17 protein-coding genes are annotated in these 18,668 nt (G+C 62.5%); 8 read left to right on the forward strand and 9 right to left on the reverse strand.

Going from position 1 to position 18,668, the window contains the following annotated elements:
• Positions 1-42: 42 nt before the first annotated feature.
• Both rpoN and lptB read right to left on the reverse strand, forming a co-directional pair.
• Positions 43-1,500 carry an RNA polymerase factor sigma-54 gene (gene rpoN, locus ACX3VQ_RS07970; RefSeq protein WP_462580335.1) on the reverse strand — a complete coding sequence of 486 codons (1,458 nt, stop codon included), beginning with the start codon at positions 1,498-1,500 and terminating at the stop codon, positions 43-45.
• A gap of 11 nt (positions 1,501-1,511) precedes the next feature.
• A complete protein-coding gene (gene lptB / locus ACX3VQ_RS07975) occupies positions 1,512-2,297 on the reverse strand; it encodes an LPS export ABC transporter ATP-binding protein (protein WP_462580336.1) in 786 nt (261 codons plus the stop codon).
• 163 nt (positions 2,298-2,460) lie between these two features.
• Here lptB and ACX3VQ_RS07980 point away from each other — a divergent pair, with 163 nt between their 5' ends.
• The gene (locus ACX3VQ_RS07980) at positions 2,461-2,841 is read left to right on the forward strand and encodes a hypothetical protein (RefSeq protein ID WP_462580337.1); all 381 of its coding nucleotides are present in this window, start codon (positions 2,461-2,463) and stop codon (positions 2,839-2,841) included.
• Positions 2,842-2,897: 56 nt separating this feature from the next.
• On the forward strand, positions 2,898-4,271 hold the full coding sequence (locus ACX3VQ_RS07985; protein WP_462580338.1) for a mechanosensitive ion channel domain-containing protein: 1,374 nt from the start codon (positions 2,898-2,900) through the stop codon (positions 4,269-4,271).
• A 3-nt stretch (positions 4,272-4,274) separates the two neighbouring features.
• On the opposite strand, the gene ppa is transcribed toward ACX3VQ_RS07985, so the two are convergent.
• Together ppa and ACX3VQ_RS07995 are read right to left on the reverse strand one after the other, a co-directional pair.
• Complete coding sequence (ppa, locus tag ACX3VQ_RS07990) at positions 4,275-4,802, reverse strand: inorganic diphosphatase (RefSeq protein WP_462580340.1); 528 nt, start codon at positions 4,800-4,802, stop codon at positions 4,275-4,277.
• Positions 4,803-4,859: 57 nt separating this feature from the next.
• Positions 4,860-6,800 (reverse strand): M61 family metallopeptidase, encoded by a 1,941-nt coding sequence (locus tag ACX3VQ_RS07995; RefSeq protein ID WP_462580341.1) that lies wholly within the window; start codon positions 6,798-6,800, stop codon positions 4,860-4,862.
• A 188-nt stretch (positions 6,801-6,988) separates the two neighbouring features.
• Here ACX3VQ_RS07995 and hisS point away from each other — a divergent pair, with 188 nt between their 5' ends.
• The 6 genes from hisS to metK all read left to right on the forward strand — a co-directional run bounded on the left by hisS (position 6,989) and on the right by metK (position 14,129).
• Positions 6,989-8,251, forward strand: a complete 1,263-nt coding sequence (gene hisS, locus ACX3VQ_RS08000; RefSeq protein WP_462580343.1) for a histidine--tRNA ligase — start codon at positions 6,989-6,991, stop codon at positions 8,249-8,251.
• A gap of 103 nt (positions 8,252-8,354) precedes the next feature.
• Positions 8,355-9,422 (forward strand): peptide chain release factor 1, encoded by a 1,068-nt coding sequence (gene prfA, locus ACX3VQ_RS08005; RefSeq protein ID WP_462580344.1) that lies wholly within the window; start codon positions 8,355-8,357, stop codon positions 9,420-9,422.
• Between the two features lie 108 nt (positions 9,423-9,530).
• Positions 9,531-10,352 carry a peptide chain release factor N(5)-glutamine methyltransferase gene (prmC, locus tag ACX3VQ_RS08010; RefSeq protein WP_462580345.1) on the forward strand — a complete coding sequence of 274 codons (822 nt, stop codon included), beginning with the start codon at positions 9,531-9,533 and terminating at the stop codon, positions 10,350-10,352.
• Positions 10,353-10,580: 228 nt separating this feature from the next.
• The gene (locus ACX3VQ_RS08015) at positions 10,581-11,207 is read left to right on the forward strand and encodes a DUF4167 domain-containing protein (RefSeq protein ID WP_462580346.1); all 627 of its coding nucleotides are present in this window, start codon (positions 10,581-10,583) and stop codon (positions 11,205-11,207) included.
• A 45-nt stretch (positions 11,208-11,252) separates the two neighbouring features.
• On the forward strand, positions 11,253-12,845 hold the full coding sequence (gene lnt, locus ACX3VQ_RS08020) for an apolipoprotein N-acyltransferase (protein WP_462580347.1): 1,593 nt from the start codon (positions 11,253-11,255) through the stop codon (positions 12,843-12,845).
• A 42-nt stretch (positions 12,846-12,887) separates the two neighbouring features.
• On the forward strand, positions 12,888-14,129 hold the full coding sequence (gene metK / locus ACX3VQ_RS08025; RefSeq protein ID WP_462580349.1) for a methionine adenosyltransferase: 1,242 nt from the start codon (positions 12,888-12,890) through the stop codon (positions 14,127-14,129).
• Here metK and ACX3VQ_RS08030 read toward each other — a convergent pair.
• From ACX3VQ_RS08030 to ACX3VQ_RS08050, 5 genes are read right to left on the reverse strand one after another with little or no spacing between them, the layout of a single operon-like run.
• Positions 14,126-15,289, reverse strand: a complete 1,164-nt coding sequence (locus tag ACX3VQ_RS08030) for a CaiB/BaiF CoA transferase family protein (RefSeq protein WP_462580350.1) — start codon at positions 15,287-15,289, stop codon at positions 14,126-14,128. The two genes, metK and ACX3VQ_RS08030, sit on opposite strands and share 4 nt — an antisense overlap.
• 40 nt (positions 15,290-15,329) lie before the next feature.
• Complete coding sequence (locus tag ACX3VQ_RS08035) at positions 15,330-15,998, reverse strand: ferritin-like domain-containing protein (RefSeq protein ID WP_462580351.1); 669 nt, start codon at positions 15,996-15,998, stop codon at positions 15,330-15,332.
• A 53-nt stretch (positions 15,999-16,051) separates the two neighbouring features.
• A complete protein-coding gene (locus ACX3VQ_RS08040) occupies positions 16,052-16,708 on the reverse strand; it encodes a CoA transferase subunit B (protein ID WP_462580352.1) in 657 nt (218 codons plus the stop codon).
• Entirely contained in the window at positions 16,708-17,583 is an 876-nt protein-coding gene (locus ACX3VQ_RS08045; protein ID WP_462580353.1) for a 5'-nucleotidase, lipoprotein e(P4) family, read from the reverse strand. Before ACX3VQ_RS08045 ends, ACX3VQ_RS08040 begins: the two co-directional genes overlap by 1 nt.
• Positions 17,583-18,305 (reverse strand): CoA transferase subunit A, encoded by a 723-nt coding sequence (locus ACX3VQ_RS08050; protein WP_462580354.1) that lies wholly within the window; start codon positions 18,303-18,305, stop codon positions 17,583-17,585. The genes ACX3VQ_RS08045 and ACX3VQ_RS08050 overlap by 1 nt, the downstream gene beginning before the upstream one ends.
• Positions 18,306-18,668: the final 363 nt, after the last annotated feature.

Below are 18,668 nucleotides of genomic sequence, written 5' to 3' on the forward strand. Positions count from 1 at the left end.
TCCGGCGAACGCACACCTAATCCCCCCACCCTAATTCTCCATTCACCCCCCTGCGGCCAGCTTCTTCGCCCGCCGCCGCTGGACGCTTGAGCCGATCCCCATAGCCTCGCGATATTTGGCCACGGTGCGCCGCGCAAGATCGAGCCCTTCGGCCTTGAGCATCGTTACAAGCGTGTCATCGGAGAGTATCTTGCGCGGATCCTCGGCATCGATCAGCGCCTTGATCCGCGCCTTGACCGCTTCCGAGCTGGCGCCTTCGCCATCGCTTGAGCCGACCCCGCTGGAGAAGAAATACTTGAGCTCGAACGTGCCGCGATCGCAGTGTAGGAACTTGTTGCTGGTGACGCGGCTGACCGTGCTTTCGTGCATTTCGATCGCCTCGGCCACTTCGCGCAGGGTCAGCGGGCGCAGTTCGGACACGCCGCGGCGGAAGAAACCCTCCTGCCGCTTCACGATCTCGGCCGCGGTCTTGAGGATGGTCTTCTGCCGCTGGTCGAGCGCCTTGATCAGCCAGTTGGCATCGGCCAGCTTCTCCTTCAGCCAGCGGCGCGTTGCCTTGTCGGCGCCGCCCTGGCGCAGCTCGAGGTAATAACCGCGGTTGACGATCAGGCGGGGCAGGGTGTCCTCGTTTATCCTGATGTCCCAGCCGCCATCGCGCGATGCGCCGATCAATATGTCGGGCACCACCGCTTGCGTGCGGGCGCCGCCGAAGGCGAGGCCGGGCTTCGGATCATAGCTGCGCAGTTCGGCCAGCATGTCGGCGAAATCCTCGTCATCCACGCCGCACATGCGCTTGATGCGGGCGAGTTCGCCGCGCGCGACCAGCTCAAGATTGTCGATCAGCCGCGCCATGCAGGGATCATAGCGATCGGCCTCGCGCGCCTGGATCGCGAGGCATTCGCTGAGCGAGCGCGCACCCACTCCGCTGGGGTCAAGCTGCTGGACGATTCCCAGCGCCTGCTCTGCCTCGGCAAGGTTGACGCCCAGATCGGCGGCGATCTCGCGCAGGTCGAAGCGGAGATAACCCGCCTCGTCGAGCAGGCCGATGATGTGCCGCGCGATGAATTCCTGCCGCGCATCCCGGCATAGCGCGCCGACCTGTTCGTGCAGATGATCGGCCAGGCTCGCATCGGCGCTGCTGGTTTCCTCGATCCCCGGCAGTTGGGGATCGACCGAGCGGGACAAGGCGGCGCCCCAGTCGGCATCGCCGGTGTCGAAGTCGCGATCAAGCGCCGCAGGGTCGATGTCGAGCGCGCTGTCATCGCCGATCGAGAAATCTGCCGTTGGTTCCTCGGCAGCGCCCCCGGCAGGTTCACCGGCGCCCTCGTCATCGCGCGAAACCTCGCCCGCATCGAGCAGCGGATTGGATTCCAGCGCTTCGCCGATGAAGGCCTCGATTTCGAGATTGGACAGCGCCAGCAGCTTGATCGCCTGCTGCAACTGCGGCGTCATCACCAGCGATTGCGATTGGCGGAGATCGAGGCGAGGTCCGAGCGCCATCAGTCTGGCCCCTAGAGCGTGAAGCCCTCTCCAAGATACAGCCGCCGCACGTTTTCGTCAGCCACCAGATCCTGCGGCGAGCCGGAAAACAGCACCTGCCCGCCATAGATGATGCAGGCGCGATCGACGATATCGAGCGTTTCGCGCACGTTGTGATCGGTGATCAGCACGCCGATGCCGCGTTCCTTCAGGTCCTTCACCAGATCGCGGATATCGCTGATCGACAGCGGATCGATCCCCGCGAAAGGTTCATCGAGCAGCATGATCGAAGGCTTCGCCGCCAATGCCCGCGCAATCTCGCAGCGCCGCCGTTCGCCCCCCGAAAGCGCCATGGCCGGGCTTTCGCGCAGCCGCGTAAGGCCGAAATCGTCAAGCAGCCGCTCCAGCTCAGCATTGCGAGTTTCGGCATCGGGCTCGACCATTTCGAGCACGCACATGATGTTCTGTTCCACCGTCAGGCCGCGAAAAATGCTGGTTTCCTGCGGCAGATAGCCCAGGCCCAGGATCGCGCGCCGATACATCGGCAGGTGCGTCACATCCTCGCCGTCCATCAGGATGCGGCCCGAATCCGGCCGCACCAGGCCCATGATCGAATAGAAGCAGGTCGTCTTGCCCGCGCCATTGGGGCCGAGCAGGCCCAGCACTTCGCCCTTGGCGACATGCAGCGATATGTCGGTCAGCACCGCGCGCTTGTCATAGCTCTTGGCGATCGAGATGACTTCGAGTCCGCCATTGGCCATGGCTTCGGCATTGCCGCGTTCGGCTGGTGCGTCGGCAAGAGTGGTCGGGTCGTCCATTGCGCCAGCCTTAGCAGTGTGTGCGGCCCAGAAAACCCCTGTCATCGCCAATCTGGCAGGATTTATGCATGGCAGTTGTTACGGCGCAATGGTTAGCGCTCTTGCGCAAACGGGTTCTCTCTGTGATATTCCCGAGTCGGTAAGGAATTGAGGGGGGACCTCGATGAACGATGCATACTCGCATGACGGGGCGCATGGCTCGCAAGTGACGGGCCGCACACGCGACTGGCGCAAGTCAATGAGCGACCATATCGCCTATTCGCTGCTGATCTACACCGGGCTCCAGATTTTCGTTACGGTGCAAGCGCTCAAGGAAGGATCGCATTCGATCATTCCCTATCTTGCCCTTGTCGTGCTGGTGGCCGGCATCATCCCGGCTTGCCGCTGGTTCGAACGGCGCTGGAGCGATTTGAGCGACGAGCAGGCTGGAGATACATCCTATTCACAGGCTTTTCGGCGTGACGTTGTTGCGCTGTGGGGCCTGGCGGTTGGATTGCCCTTTGTCCTTACCGGTCTGTTCAAGGGCATCTCGGCGCTTCTCTGATCCTTCCTTCGCTTTCGTGCCGATCCGCGATAGGCTGGCCGTGGGAGTGCCAACCTATGCGTAGAATATTGAGCCCGATCGCTGCGCTGCTGCTGTTGCTTGTCAGCGGGCCTGCACTGGCGATTGTTCCCTCGGTAACCGCGCCGTCTCCCCAAGCTGAACCGCCAGAGCAGATTATCGAGGCCACGCGCGATGCGGGCGAGGATGCGCGTATCGCAGAACGGATCAGCGGAATTTTCGCCGAACTGCCCGCCTATTCCGACGTTGCGGTGCAAGTGAATGAGGGGGTGGTCACGCTTTCGGGCAAGGTTTCGGACGCGGCGGCGATCGCGCGTGCGGCCAACATCGCGGCTCGCGTATCAGGCGTGGTCACGGTCGAGAACCGGCTCCAGCGCGATCTTTCGGTAGAGGAAAACCTTTCCGTAATTGGCCAGACCGCTGATCTCGGCGGAAATTTCCTGAAGGCGCTGCCGTTGATTCTGGTGGCCTTGATCACGGCGGTCCTGATCGGCGGGCTTGGCTATCTCATTGCCGGCCTCAAAGGGGTTTGGGCACGCATCACGCCCAACCCATTCCTGTCCGAACTGGTGCGCAGCGCGATCCGCTTTTTGTTCGTGGTCGGCGGGATGCTGATCGCGCTGGATATGCTGGGCGCAGGGGCATTGATGGGCGCTGTGCTGGGCGGCGCGGGGGTGATCGGCATCGCGCTGGGCTTTTCCATGCGCGACACGGTCGAGAATTATGTCGCTTCGCTCATGCTCAGCATCCGCCAGCCGTTCCGCGCCAATGACTGGGTGGTGATCGATCAACTGGAAGGGCGGGTGGTCCGCCTGACGAGCCGCGCCACCATCCTGATGACGCTCGACGGCAATCATTTGCGCATTCCCAATGCACAGGTCTTCAAGGCGGTAATCCTCAATTACACGCGCAACCCGCAGCGCCGGTTCGATTTCGTGCTGGGGGTGGACGCCGATGACGATCCGCGCGTGGCGATGCAGGTGGGCATCGATACGCTTTCGGGGTTGCCCTTTCTGCTGGGCGATCCGGAACCGCAGGCGCGGATCGAGCGTGTCGGGAATTCGAATATCGAGATCCGCTTCCTTGCCTGGATCGACCAGGAGAAAGCCGATTGGTACAAGTCGCGCAGCCAGGCGATTGCAGCGGTCAAGGATGCGCTGGAGCAGGCCGGCTTCGCCTTGCCAGAGCCGATCTACCGGTTGCGGGTCGATGCGCGCAGCGAAGCATTGCAGATCGGGCGATCCGCACCTGCGCCGGAAGAGAAGTCATCCGCCGGACGCGCCGCACCCGCGGCCAGGCTCGAACAGGATGTGCGGCCTGAAAGCGAGATTACCGATATGGTGAAGAAGGAAAGGCAAACCAGAGGAAAGCAGTCCGAGGACCTGCTCGATCCAGATCGCCCGGTTGAATAGCGCTCAGCCCTTGTAACGCTCGATCGCCTCGACCACGATCCGGCGCGCCTCCTCGGCATCGCCCCAGCTGCCCACGCGGACCCATTTTTCGGCTTCCAGATCCTTGTAGTGGGTGAAGAAGTGCTCGATCTGCTGGAAGATGATCGAAGGCAGGTCCTTGGTCTCGCCGACATCCGAATAATAGGGAAAGGTCGTGTCGACCGGCACGCAGATCAGCTTCTCGTCGCCGCCATGCTCGTCTTCAAGGTTGAGCACGCCGATCGGGCGGGCGCGCACTACGCAGCCGGGGATGAACGGGCTGCGTGCGATCACCAGCGCGTCAAGCGGATCGCCATCCGGGGAAAGCGTGTGCGGCACGAAGCCGTAATTCGCGGGATAGCGCATCGGCGTGTGCAGGATACGGTCAACGAACAGCGCGCCCGATTCCTTGTCGAATTCATACTTCACCGGTTCGCCGCCGGTCGGCACCTCGATGATGACGTTGAGCTCTTCAGGCGGATTGCTACCGGTGGGGATCTTGTCGATTTGCATGGCAGCTCCTTTACTGGCGGCATTGCTGCGCTGCAATATCAATGATCTGGCCGCGCGTTATTTCGCCCGTGCTGCGAACAGACGGTCAAGCCCTGTTTCACCAGCCATGGCTGGCTCGAGCCAGGGATAACGCAGCCCGCCGTGGTAATCGAGCGCGACGGTGGCGAAATTGTCGCCCCGGCGGACCAATAGCTCTAGCGGCGCGCTATTGCCCTTGGCCGCGGTCACCGCTTCCTTGATCACGTCATGCGAAAAGGCCGCGCCATTGACCGCGACCACGATTGAGCCGTTGACGATGCCCGCGCGAAAGGCGGGGCCATCCCACAGCGTCGAGATCACCTTGCCCTGCGAATCAAGGTTAATCCCGAGCGAATAGAACAGGTCGAGATATTTGCTGCCCTTCATCCGCCCGGCGCTGTAGCTGTTCGGTTCTTCCTTCCACACCAGGCGGTAGCCTGCCATCTCGATCCCGCGCAGCGGTGCAGGCTGGTTCGGCTGGCGCAGGCGCGTGTCGAGGAAGCTGGCCCAGTCATAGGGATAGACCTCATTCAGCGTGCTGACGATCTCTTCGAAGTCGTAGGTCAGCACGCCCCAATCGCCGTCCGCCTTGCCGAAAAATGCCCTGGCAAAATCATCGAGGCCGGCCTTGCCGCCGGTCCCTTGGCGGATGATCTGGTCCGCCTCGAGCCAGGTCAATGCTCCTTCGACATAGTAATCCTCACTACGCGAGAGCGAGGAATAGGGTAGCGGGCGGCGCGAGTTGATGATCGGATCATTGGTGGTGTCCTGGACCGATCGCCATTCGCGACCCGGCTGGCCTTCGGAATAATTGGCTGCGGCCAGCGCAATCGTGCCCAGGATCGTGTCCTTGCGTTGCAGGCCGGACCGGGCCGCCAGCACCCAGCCCCAGAACTGCGTTTGCCCTTCATAGAGCCACAGCAGGCTGTTCTGCATCGGCGTGCGGAAATCGGGCGTCCACAGGCCCGCCGGGCGGCGGAATTTGCCGTTCCAGCTGTGTACCAGCTCGTGGCTCACGACATTGTGATCCCAGTCCATCGCTTCCCAGTCGATCAGCGCGGTCGGCTCATACTGGTTCTCGGAAGAGCGGTGGTGTTCCAGCCCGATCCCGCCCATCCGGTCGGTCATCGCCAGCAGGAAGTCGTAATGGTCGAACTGGCGCGTGCCGAACAGCACATCGGCCTCGTCGACCAGCTTTTCGAAACGGGCGAGGTTTGCTGGCGCCAGGGCAAGGTATTTGGGCGCATCACCCACCGCACCAAGGCGTACGTTTTCGCCGATTTCCCATTGCTGCGCATACTTGCCGGCGAAGATCGGCGAATCGACCAGCGTTTCGTAATCGGTCACGGCCCAGCTCACGCGGCTCCCCTGCTGCGCCTTGCCGTCGAGCGCTGTGAAGGTGCTCCATCCCTCGGGCACAGTCACGCTCGGCTTCACTGCGATCCGGCGCGTGTAATGCCCCGCCGGGTAGAAACTCATCTTCTCCCACTGCAGGTTGAGCATTTCCTGCGTCATGGTGATGCGGCCCTCGCGGCCCGTAACCGGTGAAGTATGGACGAAACGCGCGGTAACCTCGCTGGTCCCTTGCGGCAGCACGATATCGAACTGGTAGACGTCGAGCGGGTTGCGCTTCCAATCGAGCGGCTTGTCATTGGCGTAGAAGCGGATGTTGCTGACAAGGTTGATCGGCCCGCGCGCGGCGTGATTGCCCGGCAGCCATTCGGGATAGAGCAGCGTCAGCTTGCTGGTACCCGGCGCAACGGGAAATGTCTGAGTGACCGAATAGACCCCGCGCGAAGTATCGCTGGCGTCGATATCGAGCGTGATCGTGCCGCCGGGCCACGGCATATCGGCCGGCATCGGCGTGGCATCGGCAAGCGGCGTGGCAACCGGGGCAGAGCGCTCCGCGGCGTGCGACTGTGCCGGTCCGGCGAATGCAACAGTGGAAAGGAGGGCGACCGCAATTGTTACTTTTTTCATGGGCGCGGCTTTTGCAGAGGGTTCGGGTCAAGTGCAAGCGCTTGATCGACGAGCGGCTTTCCCCGTTCCGCCGAAAGCGTCAAACCTGTGTCGCCGCGATTTGTGCTGTGCACGCCTACTGCTCCCAAGCCGTGAAATGTTCCATTTCACTCGAATTCGCTCTAAGCGCCCACCGAAACGAGGAATTGATGAGCAAGAACACTTCCGCCAGAACGCCAGGCGCCATTCGCGGCACACAGGATATTTTCGGCGCCGATGCCGAGGCTTTCGCCTTTGTGGTCGAAACCTTCGAGCGTGTGCGGCGGCTCTATCGCTTCCGCCGGGTGGAAATGCCGGTGTTCGAGAAGACCGAAGTGTTCAGCCGCGCCATTGGCGAGACGACCGATGTCGTATCGAAGGAAATGTATTCGTTCGAGGATCGCGGCGGGGAATCGCTCACCCTGCGGCCCGAATTCACCGCCGGGATCGCGCGCGCTTACCTGACCAATGGATGGCAGCAGCATGCGCCGCTCAAGGTGGCGACACACGGCCCGCTGTTCCGTTATGAGCGCCCGCAGAAGGGCCGCTATCGCCAGTTCCACCAGATCGATGCCGAGATCATCGGCGCAGCGGAGCCGCAGGCCGATGTCGAACTGCTCGCCATGGCTGATCAGGTGATCCGCGAGCTCGGGATCGAGGGTGTGACGCTGCACCTTAACACGCTGGGCGATGCGGAAAGCCGCGAGGCCTGGCGCGCCGCGCTGGTGGAGTATTTCAGGGCGGTTCGGGCCGAATTGTCCGAAGATTCGCAGGAGCGGCTCGAGAAGAACCCGCTGCGCATTCTCGACAGCAAGGACCCGCGTGACCGCGTGCATGTGGCTGGCGCGCCGAAGATCGATGCGTTCCTGTCAGACGAGGCGCAGACGTTCTTCGCGGCGGTGACCAGCGGACTCGATGCGGCGGGGGTGAAGTGGACCCGCGCCGAAAGCCTGGTGCGCGGGCTCGACTATTACCGCCATACGGCGTTCGAGTTCGTGCCCGATGAGGGCAGCGAGGCGGCGGGCAAGCTCGGCAGCCAGAGCACCATCCTGGGCGGCGGGCGTTACGACGGGCTGCTGGAAAGCCTCGGCGGGCCGCCCACTCCTGCGGTCGGCTGGGCCGCCGGGATCGAACGGCTCGCGATGCTGGTGGGGGAGAGGGGGGAGGCTTCGGCCGATGTTATTGTGGTTGTTGAGAATGACGATCGTCTTTCTGATGCCGTCACATTGGTGACAAAGCTGCGTGGCGCCGGATTTTCTTCTGAACTTTTTGCTGCCGGATCCCCACGTAAACGTTTCGACAAAGCCAAAAAAATTCCATCTCACACACTCGTTTCTTTTACAGTTACTGAAAGCGGTTCGCCAGTTCGCGTGATGGGTGACGGCAGCGAGGTGGCTACAGCCGTTGAAGACTTCATCTTGAGCGGCCATTAGCCCCCTTCGTCATCCCCGCGAAAGCGGGGATCCAGGGCGGAGCCACCGCCCTTTGACAAATGGATTCCCGCCTGCGCGGGAATGACGATATGAGAAGTGACACATGCAAATACCCGCCGCCCGCCTTGACCAGATCACCCATCGCTTCGCCGAGCTTGAGGCGCGCATGGCCTCGGGCACGCTCGAGGGCGAGGCATTCGTCCAGGCGAGCCGCGACTATGCCGAGCTCGAGCCGGTGGCCAAGGCCGCGCGCGAAGTGCGGGAAATGCGCAATGAGATCGCGGGCCTCGAAGAGATGCTCGCGGACCCTGAGATGAAACAAATGGCAGAGGCGGAACTGGCGGAAATCCGCCAGAAGCTGCCTGAGGCCGAACGGCAGCTCGCCATCGCCATGCTGCCGCGCGACAGCGCCGACATGCGCCCAGCGATGCTGGAAATTCGCGCCGGCACCGGCGGTGATGAAGCCGCGCTGTTCGCGGGCGACCTTTACCGCATGTACGAACGCTATGCCGCGGAGCAGGGCTGGAAGGTAGAGCCGGTCAGCATGAACGCCAGCGAAGTCGGCGGCTTCAAGGAAGTGGTCGCCAATGTGCGCGGGCAGGGCGTGTTCGCCAAGCTCAAGTTCGAAGGCGGGGTCCACCGCGTCCAGCGCGTGCCGGTGACCGAAAGCGGCGGGCGCATCCACACCTCGGCGGCGACCGTGGCGGTGCTGCCCGAGCCGGACGAGGTCGATGTCCAGATCGAGGACAAGGACCTGAAGATCGACATCTACCGCGCTTCGGGCGCGGGCGGGCAGCACGTCAACACCACCGATAGCGCGGTGCGCATCACCCATCTGCCCAGCGGGCTGGTGGTGATCTGCCAGGATGAGCGCAGCCAGCACAAGAACCGCGCCAAGGCGATGCAGGTGCTGCGCGCGCGGCTCTATGAAAAAATGCGTGACGAGGCGCAGGGGGCCGAGGCCGAGGCGCGCAAGGCCATGGTCGGCTCGGGCGACCGTTCCGAACGCATCCGCACCTATAATTTCCCGCAAGGGCGCGTGACCGATCACCGCATCGGCCTGACGCTGCACAAGCTTGAGGAAGTGCTGGCTGGACCCGGGCTTGGGGAGATCATCGACGCGCTGACTGCCGAGGACGAGGCCAAGCGGCTGGCGGCGCTCAGTGAATGAGTGGGGAAGGCGTTGTGACTACCCTTCGACAGGCTCAGGGTGAGCGTGTGTGGTGGAAAACTCCGCTCGTCCTGAGCTTGTCGAAGGACAGTCGCAGACGGTGATTTCATGACAGTCGCCCAAGCCATCCGCGCCGCGACCCGGCAGCTCTCCGGCACCAGCGACACCGCGCGGCTCGACGGCGAACTGCTGATGGCGCATGCGCTGGGGGTTTCGCGTTCCGATATGCTTTTGCGGCATATGGATGCGCCCGCGCCGCCGGAGTTTGCCGCGCTGGCAGGGCGGCGCGCGCGGCATGAACCCGTGGCCTATATCCTGGGACGTGCGGAGTTTTTCGGGCGCACCTTCACGGTCACCCCCGACGTCCTTATCCCGCGCGGCGACAGCGAAACCGTGGTCGAAGCCGCGCTCGAGGCAGCGCCGCAGGAAGGCCGCGTGCTCGATCTGGGTATCGGTTCCGGCGCTTTGCTGCTGACTTTGCTGGCGGAGCGGCCCGGCCTCAAGGGGGTGGGCATCGATTTCTCGCTGGGCGCGGTAGCTGTCGCCGCGGCAAATGCGGAAATGCTGGGCGTGGCGGAGCGGGCGCAGATTTTGCACCGCGACTGGCACACAGCTGGCTGGGCCGAGGATCTGGGAAAATTCGAGCTCATCATCGCCAACCCGCCCTATGTCGAACAGGATGCCGCGCTTGAACCCGATGTGCGCGATTTCGAGCCCTCCTCGGCGCTGTTCGCGGGTCCTGACGGGCTTGATGATTACCGCCTCATCATCCCGCAATTGCGCCAGTTGTTGACAGATTCAGGTGGCGCTGTGCTCGAAATCGGTTCCACTCAGGCGGATAATATTACGCAACTCTCGCAAGAAGCAGGGTTTTGTGTTGCATTGCGCCATGACCTTGGCGGCCACCCGCGCGCCCTGATATTGAGATAAACACTTGGCAAAGTGCATTTCGGAGTCTAGTTCCGAATCAGCTTCCGGTTCGCCAGCGTGCAAACCACAAGCAAAGCTCCGCATTTTCAGTTTTCCAGGCAGCGCAGCAACGCTCGCCAGATCATGTGGATAGGACTGCTCCGCCCTGTGGCGAAGCTCAAGCAAAGGGGTGAGATGGCCCGGTGCCGGAAACTGGCGGCGCGGCAACTCCAATGAGGATGACATTCCTTGAACAATAATCGCATTAATCGTCGCCGCGGTCGCGGCAGCCGCAATCAGAGCGGTGGCGGCAATAACGCCAACCGGATTGACAGCCGCGCAAGGGGCAACGCTCCGCAGCTGCTCGACAAGTACAAGAAGCTGGCCCAGGACGCGCAGCACAATGGTGACCGGGTGCAGATGGAATACTATCTGCAGTTTGCGGACCACTATTTCCGTGTGATCGCCGACAACAAGGCCCGCCAGGACGATGGTCGGACCAAGCGGCAGGATGAACGCTCCCAGTCGAACTACGATGATGACGATGAGGATGAGGGCGAGGATCGCCGCCGTCATCGCAAGCCGCAGGACCACCGCGATGATGATGCGCCAGAGGCATCTGAAGGCAGGCGTGAGACAGAGCGCGACAGGGATGACCGATCGTTTGGCAGCGGCGGAGATTCGGATGAAGCGCGCAAGCCGCGCCGCCCTCGCCGCAAGCCGCGCGAAGAAGCAAGCAAACAGTCCGGCGAAATCGACGCTGCCGTGCTGCCGCCCGCAATTTCGGCGCGGAAGGATGGCGAGGAAGCACCCAAGCCGCGCCGCCGCCGCAAGATTAGCGACAATAGCGATGACGGCGTGCAAGCCGTCGGTTAACCCGCCGGGGGCCGAACCAGCGCAACCAGGAAGCCAGGTCGCAGCATGAGCGATAAAGTCGTCAGGCTGTGGCAATGGTTATTGGCGCATCCGCGCTGGGCCGCGGCCCTGTTCGGCGCAGTTGGAGCGACGGGATACCCGCCGCTGGGCCTATGGCCGATTGGCTTGTTCGCGCTGGCGCTGTTCATCGCGTTACTCCGCAAAACCCCAAGCTGGAAATCGGCTGCGCTGCTGGGATGGCTGTTTGGCCTGTCGCATCTGACCGTCGCGAATAGCTGGATCGCGACCGCCTTTACATTTCAGGTGGAAATGCCGCCAATCCTCGGCTGGTTCGCGGTGCCGCTGGTGTGCCTCTATCTCGCGATCTATCCGGCTCTGGCGGCGCTCGCAGCGCATCTGGCGGTGCGCAATGCAGCGATCCTGCCTTTTTCGGCGCTTTTTGCCGCGGTCTGGATCGTCACAGAATGGCTGCGCAGCTGGGTTTTCACCGGATATCCCTGGCCTCCGCTGGGATTGATGCTGCTGGGTGATTTTGACAGCCCGGGCATCGCGCTGCTGCTGCCGTGGCTGGGCACCTATGCGCTTTCCGGCCTGGCGATATTGATCGCGGGGTTGGCGATTTTTACGGTCGAGCGGCGCAGCATTCTTGGGCAAGCGGTGCTTGCGGCTGCTCTGGTGGCCGCGATGAATGTTCCGCTTGGAAGCATTTCCAATGCCGAAGGGACGATCCGCTATGCCCTTATCCAGCCGCTGATCCCGCAGGAAGAGCGCGAGGATCCGACCAGGTTCGAAGAACAGTTCATCCGCACCGCGCAGTTGACCATGCCCGGCAACGAGCAGGAACGGCTGGTGCTGTGGCCCGAAGCGGCGATCCCTGACTATCTCGAGGATGGCTATCCCCAGCGTTACTACAGCGCGCGCACCGCCGGCGCCGATCCCGGTTTTGCGCGTCAAAGGATCGGGGCGCTGATCGGCGAAAAGTCGGTGCTGCTCACCGGCCTGGCCCATCTCGATATGGGTCAGGCGGGCGGCATTGTCCGGGCCGTCAGCGCGCGCAATTCGGTGAGCGCGATCGATGGCGAGGGGCGTATTTTCGCCAATTACGCCAAGGCGCATCTGGTGCCCTATGGCGAATATCTGCCGATGCGTCCGATTCTGGAGCCGCTGGGCCTGTCGCGGTTGGTGCCGGGATCTATCGACTATCTGCCGGGGCCGGGCCCGCAAACTATCGACCTTGGCAGGCTCGGGCAGGCCGGAATCCAGATCTGCTATGAAATCGTGTTCTCCGGGCAGGTGGTCGACCGCACCAACCGGCCAGACTATATCTTCAACCCCTCGAACGATGGCTGGTTCGGAAGCTGGGGGCCGCCGCAGCATCTTGCGCAGGCAAGAATGCGTGCGATCGAAGAGGGTTTGCCGGTGCTGCGCTCCACCACCACAGGGATCAGCGCGGTGATTGATGCCAACGGCGTGGTGCGCCAGCATGTGGGAAGCGGAGTTGCCGGAAGGATTGATGGGATGATTCCCGCGCCGCACGCTGCAACCCTGTTCGCAAAGCTGGGGAATTTCCTGCCGATCGTGTGGGCCATGCTGTTATTGGCAGCATCTCTGGTTGCCATGCGCCGCCGCCGCGTCTAGGAGCCAGTTTTACACATAAAGAACTCTTTATATCGAGGTAGCATGCGCAGCGAATACCTGTTTACTTCCGAAAGCGTTTCCGAAGGGCATCCAGACAAGGTTTCCGATCAGATTTCGGATGCCGTCGTTGACTTGATGCTGGCGAAGGACCCTGAAGCCCGCGTCGCTTGCGAAACCATGACGACGACCCAGCGCGTCATCCTGTCGGGCGAAATCCGGTGCGCGCCGATGTATGACGAGAACAATGAAGAGTGGGCGGTCAATGGCGGATGGGCTCCCGGCGCCAAGGAAGAGATCGAACAGGCTGTCCGCAGCACTGTGCGCGAGATCGGCTATGAACAGAAAGGCTTCCACTGGAAGACGCTGGATTTCGAAAACCACTTGCACGGCCAGTCCGCGCATATCGCGCAAGGGGTCGATGCCGGCAAGGATGGGTCGAACAAGGATGAAGGCGCGGGCGACCAGGGTATCATGTTCGGCTTCGCCTGCGACGAAACGCCTGACCTGATGCCCGCGACGCTGGACTACAGCCACAAGATCCTGCAGCGACTTGCCGCTGACCGCCATTCCGGTGCGGCGCCCTTCCTGGAACCCGACGCGAAGAGCCAGGTTACGTTGCGCTACAAGGATGGCAAGCCGGTCGCCTGCACCGCTCTGGTGGTGAGCACCCAGCATGCGGAGGGTTATGACCAGGGCGAGAAAGAGGCCGAACTCAAAGCCTATGTGAAGCGCGTCGTGGCCGAAATCCTGCCCGAAGGCTTCCTGACCGATGAAACCATGTGGCACATCAATCCCACCGGCAGCTTTGTGATCGGCGGGCCGGATGGCGATGCGGGGCTGACCGGCCGCAAGATCATCGTCGATACCTATGGCGGCGCAGCGCCGCATGGCGGCGGCGCGTTCAGCGGCAAGGACCCGACCAAGGTTGACCGCTCGGCCGCCTATATCACGCGCTATTTGGCGAAAAATGTGGTCGCGGCGGGCCTGGCCACGCGCTGCACGATCCAGATCGCCTATGCCATCGGCGTGTCGCAGCCGCTGTCGCTCTATGTCGATACGCATGGCACGGGGACAGTGGGTGACGACCGGCTTGAGGCGGCGATCAAGTCGATCGCGAAGCTTGGCGGGCTTACACCCCGCGCGATCCGCACGCACCTGGGCCTCAACAAGCCGATCTATCGCAAGAGCGCGGCCTATGGCCATTTCGGCCGCAAGCCCGATGGCGATTTTTTCCCCTGGGAACGCACCGATCTGGTCGATGATCTCAAGGCTGCGCTGGCCTAATCCAGATCGCCCTGGTCCTCGCCCAGCCTGGGTGAGGGCCGGTCAAGCGCCAGTTCGGCACCGGAGAAGGTGAACGGGCTGCGCACGCCTGGCAGTCCATCGAGCTCGATCTGCAAACCGCGGGCGACCACCTGCGGATCGGCAAAGACCTGATCGATGGTGTGGATCGGCCCGGCCGGGATGCCGTGCGCGTGGCACTGTTCGAGCAGCCATTGGCGTGTGTGCTGGCCGGTTTCCGCTGCGATCATGGCATCGAGTGCGCCCCGGTTGGCGATTCGAGCCTCGTTGCTGGCGAAGCGCGCGTCACCTAGCAGATCGTCGCGCCCGAGCACGTGCAGCAGTTTGCGAAACAGCCCGTCATTGGCGGGGGCAAGAATGATCGGATCGTCCAGCGTCGGGAAAACGCCATAGGCGCTGACCTGCGCATGTTCATTGCCCATGCGCGGCGGATTGGTGCCGGTCGTCAGGTAATGCAGCGCCTGGCTCGCGAGCAGTGCGACCGAACAATCGAGCAGTGCCATGTCGACATGCTGGCCTGTTCCGGTTCGCTCGCGCATGGTCAGCGCCGCCTGGATGCCGATCACTGCATAGAGGCCGCAGACGAGATCGGAGATCGAAATGCCCATCTTCATCGGCGCGCCGTCAGGCTCGCCGGTCAGTGCCATGAAGCCGCTCATGGCCTGGATCACGAAATCATACCCCGCTTCGTGCGCACGCGGCCCGGTCTGACCGAAGCCGGTGATCGAACAATAGACGAGGCCGGGGTTGGCGCGGGCCAGCGCCGAATAGTCGAGCCCGAACTTCGCCAGCGAACCGGTCTTGAAATTTTCCACCACGACATCGGCATCGGCGATCAGCTGCTTGACCCGGTCCAGATCCTGCGGGTTTCCGAAATCCGCCACGATCCCGCGCTTGCCCCGGTTGCAGGCGTGGTAATAGGCCGCCTCGCGAAGCGTTTCGCCGCCAGGCCCGGCGCGTTCGACCCAGGGCGGGCCCCATTGCCGCGTGCCGTCGCCGTCAGGGCTTTCGACCTTGATTACATCGGCGCCAAGATCAGCAAGGATCTGCCCGACCCAGGGACCGGCCAGAACCCGGGCAAGCTCGACAACCTTGAGCCCGGCCAGTGGGGCGTGGGGATTGCGGGGTTCATTCAGCCACATGACCGCGCTGCTGCGGCAGCGGGCGAGCAAGGTCAAGCTCTCACATGGCGTAAGCCGCCGGATTCTCGTCCGGCCAGGCAGCGAGGCGCGGTGAATGCCGATTGAGGAAGACGGAGGGTAATTTCGCCAGCATCAGCGATTTGTGAATCCAGAAATCGGTCCACAACTCGCGCCAGCGCGGCCGCGGGCGGCGACCATTGGCTCGTAGCCAGGCTTCATAGGGCATCCAATGGCTGGGTTCGTCACGCTCGACCACCTTGAAAATGCTGGTCATTCCCCGGTCCGAAAGGACGTGCCGGTTCCTGAGCAGGATTTCGACCTGATTCATGCCCCGCTGTTCAGTGATCATGATCACCCGGCACAATTTCTCGAACGCGTCAGTGTCGGTCACCACGCCGTCAGTGTCCAGATCCTCGATCGTGCAGCCGAACACGCTTTCGATGAAATGGTCGATATGCCCGCAGGTGCGATCGACCTTGAGCGGCATTCGGCCCTGCAGTTCGAACCAGCGGCGGAACATGCGATAATGCTTTTCTTCGTCCGCGCGGTGCTTTTCGACTGCGCCGATGAAGCCGGTGTCTTCGGGGCAGCGTGCACGCACCGCCTCCAGCACCCGGTCGAGCGAGGTGTAGCCGCGATGTTCGTTATAGATGTAGATTGACGCGAGGACGTCGAGAAAGCGGGCACGAAAGGCGGCGTGCAAACCCATGCGCTTTTATTGCACGTGCACGCGAGTCGCACCAAATTCCGTCATCAGGGTCTCTAAAGCGCCACTTCGTATCTGGCGGTGGTACTTGCGGCCACTTCGTCTGCAGTAACGCCGGGCGCCAGCTCGATCAGCTGGAACGGGCTGGAATGGTCCTTGCGCCTGAATACGGCGAGATTGGTGATCACCATGTCGACCACATTGGTGCCCGTCAGCGGCAGTGTGCAGGATGGGATGAACTTGGGGCTGCCATCCTTGCTGGTGTGGTCCATCACCACGATGATCTTCTTGACCCCGGCGACGAGGTCCATCGCGCCGCCCATGCCCTTGATCATCTTGCCCGGGATCATCCAGTTGGCGATGTCGCCATTCTCGGCCACTTCCATCGCGCCCAGAACCGTCAGGTCGATATGGCCGCCGCGGATCATCCCGAAGCTGGTGGCGCTGTCGAAATAGGCCGAATGCGGCAATTCGCTGATGGTCTGCTTGCCGGCATTGATCAGGTCGGCATCGACCTCGTCATCATACGGGAAGGGCCCGATACCCAGCATGCCGTTCTCGCTCTGCAGCGTCACCTGCATCCCTTCGGGGATGTGGTTGGCGACCAGCGTGGGGATGCCGATGCCCAGGTTGACGTAATATCCGTCCTCGAGTTCGCGTGCCGCACGGGCGGCCATCTGGTCGCGGGTCCAGCCGCTGGTTGCCTCGGCCATCAATTCGGCTCCCATTCGCTGCCAGTGGTGAAGGTGTCGTCCCAGCCCAGGCTTTCCCATGGGCCATAGACGGGATTCGGAAACAGGAACCAGCCATTGTCCCACAGCGCGCTCGCTGCAGGGCCGGTCGCCAGTTTCATGCGGCTGGCGGCGGGCAGGCTGCGCTCGTTGAACTGCTGGCTGAAATCGCCGAGCTGGTCGCCGGCCATGATGATAACGCAATATCTCGACGCGATAGTGGCGCGGCGCAGATCCTTGCTCGATCCGCCAGCATCGTCGCCGCGCAGGAACAATGTCTCCCCATGCCTGAACTCGCCCAGCCCGGCTGCGCGCAGCGTATCCTCGCTGCCCTTGGCATTGGCGGCGCTGCGGTTGGTGTTGGCGATGACGGTGATGCCTGCGGCGCGCAATGTGTTCACCAGCTCGACACTGCCGGGCATCGCCACGGCCTTGCCCGCGCCGGTCTTTTCCCACTGGTCCCAGACTTTGGGATCGAACGAGATACCCCGCTGCGCAAACCAGCGCATCGAACCGAGGTTCCAGATCAGCGTCTCGTCGGCATCGAAGATAGCGGCATAGGGCTTGTCACCGCAGGGCTCGAAGCGCGGGGCATCCATGCTGGCTTCGGCCGTCAGGATAACACTGTCCTGTGGCCGCTGCGTGATACGCAAGGCCGCAAAGTCGGCGATGCGGGTGTAGGTCGCACGCACCGCGATTACGGCTTCGGCAGAGCCATAGAGATATTGCAGCGGCGCTGGCGGCGTTGCGGCTTCACTGGTTTGAGCCGGAGGTGGCGGCGAAACCGCCAGCGGCTCGCCTTGCGCGCTCGCGCAACCAGCGAGAAGCAGGCCAAGCGTCAGTGTCAAAGTGCGCATCACGCCGTCTCCCTCTCGCGAACCGTGCGGAACTCGATCTTCTTGTCGTAGGGCGCACCCAGGATCATGCGGTTCACGAACACGCCGGGCAAATGGATGCAATCGGGATCGAGGCTGCCGGCGGGTACGATCTCTTCCACTTCGGCCACGCATACCTTGCCGCAAGTGGCGGCCGGAACGTTGAAATTGCGCGCGGTCTTGCGGAATATCACATTGCCCGTCTCGTCCGCCTTCCACGCCTTGACGATCGCGAGGTCGGCAAAGATGCCGTGCTCGAGAATATAGGTTTCCATCACCCCGTCGCGATTGGGGAATTCCTTATGTTCCTTGCCCTCGGCCACCTGGGTGCCGACGCCGGTTTTGGTGTAGAAGCCGGGAATGCCCGCACCGCCGGCGCGCATGCGCTCTGCCAGCGTGCCTTGCGGGCAGAATTCGACTTCGAGCTCGCCGGAGAGGAATTGCCGCTCGAACTCCTTGTTCTCCCCGACATAGGAACTGATCATCTTCTTCACCTGGCGCGTGCGCAGCAGCTTGCCGATCCCTTCATTGTCGATCCCGGCATTGTTGCTGGCAAAGGTGAGGCCTTTGACCCCGCTGTCTCGGATCGCGTCAAGCAGGCGTTCGGGAATGCCGCACAGGCCGAAGCCTCCCGCTGCGATCATCATGTTATCATGCAGCAAACCCTCAAGGGCGGCGGCGGCATCTGGAAATAGCTTTTGCATCGGCTCCTCGTGGAGGCAGGGAGAGATGCGCGCCGCATAGCGTGTCACCGGGCGGCTGTCATCCGCTGTATCGGACTGTTTCTGCCTGCCTGCCCGTGCCGCTCGAGATCCGCGAAGCTACGGCAGGGCGCTGATGGCCGGGCCGTTGACATGGTGGCAGTTGACGCGGCCGAGCGGAGTACAGGCTATTTCGGCAACCCATTTTGCTGCGATGCAGCGAAAATGATCGCCAAAGCAACCTTTACGGTCAAACAGGAATGAATGAAGCAAGGAACATAATTTAGCAAATACAATGCGATAAATAACATCACCCGCTCAGAGTTGCATTTCATGCAACAGACAATGTTCTTTTCGCACTTGCAC

The sequence above is a fragment of the Altererythrobacter chaiwopuensis genome, from assembly GCF_054957735.1.